Genomic DNA, 5,229 nt, shown 5'->3' on the forward strand with positions numbered 1-5,229 from the left:
GTTGTTCGGCGGAGGCGAAGAAGGCGTCCAGGTCCAGGTGCAGCACCCAGCGCCGACCGCTCGGATTCACCACGGGGGGCACCCGGGCATCCTCGCCCCTCGCACCGACATCACGCCCGCATCGGCGTCACCGCCGTCGTGGCCGCGCCGCGCACCCCGGTCACCGGGACGCTCATGCCTTGACGATGGCCGCGCGCACCCCTTCACCGAGGTCGAGCGCCCCGTCCCCGGCGGGCGCGAGTTCGAAGCTGGTGGCGAGCACCTCCGAGGCGATGAGCTCGCGGTGCCGCAGTGCCCAGTCGGCGCGGTCGGCCGGCACCTCGAACACGACGGAGATGCGGTCCGAGACGTCCAGGCCCAGGTTGCGGCGCGCGTCCTGCAGCTCGCGGATCCGGTCCTTCGCCCAGCCCTCGGCCTCGAGCTCCTCGGTGACCGTGGAGTCCAGCACCACCAGGCCGGCGCCGCCGGGCAGCGCGGCCGTCGACTCCGGCTCCGCCGCGACCAGGCGGGTGGTGTACTCCTCCGGCAGCAGCGCGATACCGGCGGCCGTGACGGTGCCGTCGGCCGCCTCGGACCAGTCCCCGGCCTTGACGGCCCTGATCACCGTCTGCACGTCCTTGCCGAGGCGCGGTCCCGCGGCCCGGGCGTTGACGACCAGCTCGAAGCGGCCGTGCGCATCGACGTCCTCGGTCAGCTCGACCGACTTGACGTTGACCTCGTCCTGGACGAGCTCGGCGAACGGCTGCAGCCGGTGCGCCTCGGGGGCGGCGACGGTGACCTGCGGGAGCGGCAGCCGCACGCGCAGCTTCTGGGCCTTGCGCAGCGACAGCACCGTCGAGCACACCGAGCGGACCTCGTCCATCGACTCGACCAGGGCCGGGTCGGCCGGCAGGTCCCCGGCGGCCGGCCAGTCCGCCAGATGCACGGAGCGGCCGCCGGTCAGGCCGCGCCAGATCACCTCGGTGACCAGCGGCAGCATGGGGGCGGCGAGGCGGCTGACGACCTCGAGCACCGTGTGCAGGGTGTCGATCGCGTCGGCGTCCTCGTCCCAGAACCGGCTGCGGGAGCGGCGCACGTACCAGTTGGTGAGGGCGTCGCTGAAGGTACGCAGCTCGTCGCATGCTCCGGCGATGTCGACCACCTCGAGCGCGTCGGTGATGGCGTTGCGGGTGGCGGCGAGCTTGGCCAGGATGTACCGGTCGAGCACGTGCGGCGAGTCGGTGCGCCACGTGCCGGGCTTGGACGCGTACAGCTGCAGGAAGCTCCACGCGTTCCACAGCGGCAGCAGCGCCTGCCGGACGCCCTCGCGGATGCCCTGCTCGGTGACGACGAGGTTGCCGCCGCGCAGGATGGGCGAGGACATCAGGAACCAGCGCATGGCGTCGGAGCCGTCGCGGGCGAACACCTCGTTGACGTCGGGGTAGTTGCCCTTGGACTTGCTCATCTTCAGCCCGTCGTCGCCCAGCACGATGCCGTGGGCCGCGACGGTCTTGAACGCGGGGCGGTCGAACAGCGCGGTGGCGAGCACGTGCAGGGTGTAGAACCAGCCGCGGGTCTGACCGTTGTACTCGACGATGAAGTCGCCGGGATAGTGCGAGTCGAACCATTCGGTGTTCTCGAACGGATAGTGCACCTGGGCGAACGGCATCGACCCCGACTCGAACCAGCAGTCGAGCACCTCGGGGACGCGGCGCATCGTCGACTTCCCGGTCGGGTCGTCCGGGTTGGGGCGGGTCAGCTCGTCGATCATCGGCCGGTGCAGGTCGCTCGGCCGCACCCCGAAGTCGCGTTCGAGCTCGTCGAGGGAGCCGTACACGTCGACGCGCGGGTAGGCCGGATCGTCCGAGACCCACACGGGGATGGGGCTGCCCCAGTAGCGGTTCCGGCTGATGTTCCAGTCGCGGGCACCCTCGAGCCACTTGCCGAACTGGCCGTCGCGGATGTGCTCGGGCACCCAGGTGATCTGCTGGTTCAGCTCCACCATGCGGTCCCGGAACCGGGTCACGGCGACGAACCACGACGGGACCGCCATGTAGATCAGCGGCCGGCCGGACCGCCACGAGTGCGGGTAGGAGTGCTCGATCGTCTCGTGCCGCAACAGTTTTCCGGCGGCCTTGAGGTCCTTGATGATCACCGGGTTGGCGTCGAAGACCTGCAGACCCTCGTAGGGCGGAACGAGGGCGGTGAACTTTCCGCCCGGATCGAGCGGCTGCACCAGCTCGATGCCGTTGCGCTGGCAGTACTCCATGTCCTCTTCACCGAAGGCCGGTGCCAGGTGGACGATTCCGGTGCCGGAGTCGGTGGTGACGTAGTCGGCCGCGATGATCCGGTGGGCGTTCTCCCGGCCCACGAAGAAGTCGAACGGCGGCTCGTAGGCCAGGCCGACGAGGTCCGCGCCGGTGTACCGGCCCAGCACCTCGGGTTCGTCGCCGAACTCGCGGGCGTAGTGACCGAGTCGGTCCTCCGCGAGCACATACGTCCTCGCGTCGTCACCCTCGCCCACGCGGACGGCGACGTAGGTGATGTCGGGGTGCACCGCGATCGCGAGGTTGGACGGCAGCGTCCACGGCGTGGTGGTCCAGATCAGGGCGTTGGCGCCGTCGAGTTCGCTGCCCGGTGCGCGCACCACCATGTCGACGGTGACGGCCGGGTCCTGACGCATCTTGTAGGCGTCGTCGAGCCGGGTCTCCTGGTTCGACAGCGGGGTCTGCTCGTACCACGAGTACGGCAGGACCCGGAAGCCCTGGTAGATCAGGCCCTTGTCGTAGAGCTGCTTGAAGGCCCACATGACCGACTCCATGAAGTCGAGGTCCAGGGTCTTGTAGTCGTTGTCGAAGTCCACCCAGCGGGCCTGCCGGGTGACGTAGTCGCGCCACTCCCCGGTGTACCGCAGCACCGACGTCTTGCAGTAGGCGTTGAACTCGGCCAGCCCCATCGTGTCGATCTCGGACTTGTCCTTGATCCCGAGCTGCTTCTCCGCCTCGAGCTCGGCGGGCAGGCCGTGACAGTCCCAGCCGAAGCGCCGTTCGACCTTCTTGCCGCGCATCGTCTGGAAGCGCGGGATGAGGTCCTTGACGTAGCCGGTGAGCAGGTGCCCGTAGTGGGGCAGGCCGTTCGCGAAGGGCGGGCCGTCGTAGAAGACGAACTCGTCGGCGCCGTCGCGATTCGCGACCGAGGCGCGGAAGGTGTCGTCCTTCGCCCACCCGTCGAGGACCTTCACCTCGAGCTCGGGGAAGTCGATGCCCGAGTCCTTGGCGACCCCGTAGTCGACGCGCGGGTATCCGCCGGTCGGTGCGTCGGGGGCCTGCGGGCGGTCGGGGGTGCTCTTCGTCACAGCGTGACTCCTCGTGCCTAGACGTGTCCGGCACGGGGACGATCGCCGCGCCCTGTGCGCCGGCAACCGCGGTACCACCCCGCTTGCACCGTCCCTCCGGGCTCTGCCGGCCGGACGGGCCTCTCGTTCGGGCTGTGACGGGCCCACCCGTTCGGTTCTACTGAGTCGTGCCGGTCGGCACGGCCGTTCTTCCGAAGGCTCCCCGGTGATGGCCGGATCGACGCCGTCCCCGGCGGCTGCCGGGGAAAGCACTGCAAACTGTTCTCGGACTATTCTATGCTGCCGCGCTCACTCGCTCGGATCGCGTCCCTCGCGGCGCCGTCTCGGCTCGGATCCCGTCGTCGTCGGGGGCGCGGTCCGCTTGCCACTCAATGCGCTGATCAGCAACAGGACCGCGCCCACCACACACACGACGATGCAACCCCAGGCCCACAGCACGGACCCCGTCATGAGGGCCACGACGAGCATGCCGAAGCCGACGGCTGCAAGGGCGAGAGTCACCACCAGCACGGCGCACCCTCATCGGAACCCGGCCATCGGACCGCCGCCTCGATCAGCTGTTGCCCTTGGCGAAGGACGTGGAACCGAACGAGGAGTTCGACTGGTTGAACGCCTCCTGGCCACCGTCGACCGGCACGGCGGAACCGCGCTGTTCGAGCTCCTCGAGCTGAGATTCGAGGTAGGACTTCAGGCGCACCCGGTACTCGCGCTCGAAGGTCTTGAGCTGCTCGATGCGGCCCTCGAGCACCGAGCGCTGCTGGTTGATCGTCGCCATGATCTCGGTGTGCTTCTTCTCGGCGTCCGCCTGCAGCGCGTCGGCCTTCTCCTTGGCCTGGCGCAGCTGCGTCTCGGAGCGGGTGCGGGCGTCGGCGAGCATCGCCTCGGACTTCTGCCGCGCGTCGGCGATCATCGCCTCGCTGCGGGTGCGCGCATCGGAGATGAGCTGCTCGGAATTGGTGCGGGCGTTGCGCAGCAGCTCCTCGGCCTCGGCCTTGGCGTCGCCGGTGAGGCGGTCCGCCATCTCCTGGGCCAGGCCCAGGACCTTGGCGGCCTGCATGCTCGCGTCTCCGGAGGCCGGTGCGGCCGCAACCGGTGCGGGCGCCGGTGCGGGCGCCGGCGCCGGCGCCGGAGCGGGTTCCGGCGGCTTCGGCGCCTCGACGACGCGAGCGGGCTCCGGTTTGGCCGGCTGGGCCGGTGCCGCCGCGCCGGGTCGGGCACCCTTCTTGGCCTCGGCGAGCTCCTGGTCGAGCTCGGCCACCCGCTGCCGCAGGTCGGCGTTCTCCTCGATCAGGTGGGTCAGTTCCTGCTCGACGAGATCCAGGAACGCGTCGACCTCGTCCTCGTTGTAGCCACGCTTTCCGATCGGCGGCTTGCTGAACGCGACATTGTGCACATCAGCTGGGGTCAGCGGCATGGAAGGATCCCTTCACGCGTCGTGTGAGCGGTCAAGCAAGCATTCAGTTATATCCACAGTGCGTCACGCGTATCAAACTCACTGTAACTGGCACCCCATTCTGGCACAGGGCGGCTTTCGCGCGGATCGTCCGAGCAGGTGTCGGCCCTCAGAGCGTCCCACCTCGGGGAATGAACGCCATCAGGAAGTAGACGATGAACAGCAGCACCATGATGGACAGATCCAGTCGCACTCCCCCGAGATTCAGCGGAGGAATGAGCCGGCGCAACAGTTTCACCGGCGGATCGGTGACCGTGAAGATTGCTTCGAGAACGACGACGACGAATCCCGTCGGCTTCCAGTCCCGCGCGAACGTCCGGATGAACTCGACAATGATCCGGCCGATCAGCAGCAGCCAGAAAATGAACAGCAGGAACCAGAGCACCTTGAATACGGCCACCCGCCCACTCTGCCCGACGACGGCGGATCGAGCCAAACCGAA

The 5,229-nt window shown here is 68.9% G+C and carries 4 protein-coding genes; all 4 read right to left on the bottom strand.

Annotated features, from left to right (window positions below):
• Positions 1-172: 172 nt before the first annotated feature.
• The 4 genes from ileS to CQZ88_RS28625 all read right to left on the bottom strand — a co-directional run bounded on the left by ileS (position 173) and on the right by CQZ88_RS28625 (position 5,187).
• A complete protein-coding gene (gene ileS, locus CQZ88_RS28610) occupies positions 173-3,334 on the bottom strand; it encodes an isoleucine--tRNA ligase (RefSeq protein ID WP_102800632.1) in 3,162 nt (1,053 codons plus the stop codon).
• 288 nt (positions 3,335-3,622) lie between these two features.
• A complete protein-coding gene (locus tag CQZ88_RS28615; RefSeq protein WP_006933419.1) occupies positions 3,623-3,844 on the bottom strand; it encodes a hypothetical protein in 222 nt (73 codons plus the stop codon).
• A gap of 43 nt (positions 3,845-3,887) precedes the next feature.
• On the bottom strand, positions 3,888-4,748 hold the full coding sequence (locus tag CQZ88_RS28620) for a DivIVA domain-containing protein (RefSeq protein ID WP_006933417.1): 861 nt from the start codon (positions 4,746-4,748) through the stop codon (positions 3,888-3,890).
• Between the two features lie 148 nt (positions 4,749-4,896).
• Positions 4,897-5,187, bottom strand: coding sequence for a YggT family protein (locus CQZ88_RS28625; RefSeq protein WP_102800633.1), 291 nt, complete (start codon positions 5,185-5,187; stop codon positions 4,897-4,899).
• Between the last annotated feature and the right edge of the window lie 42 nt (positions 5,188-5,229).

The sequence above is a fragment of the Rhodococcus sp. ENV425 genome, assembly GCF_002887785.1.
In the GTDB taxonomy this organism is placed as follows: domain Bacteria; phylum Actinomycetota; class Actinomycetes; order Mycobacteriales; family Mycobacteriaceae; genus Rhodococcus; species Rhodococcus aetherivorans.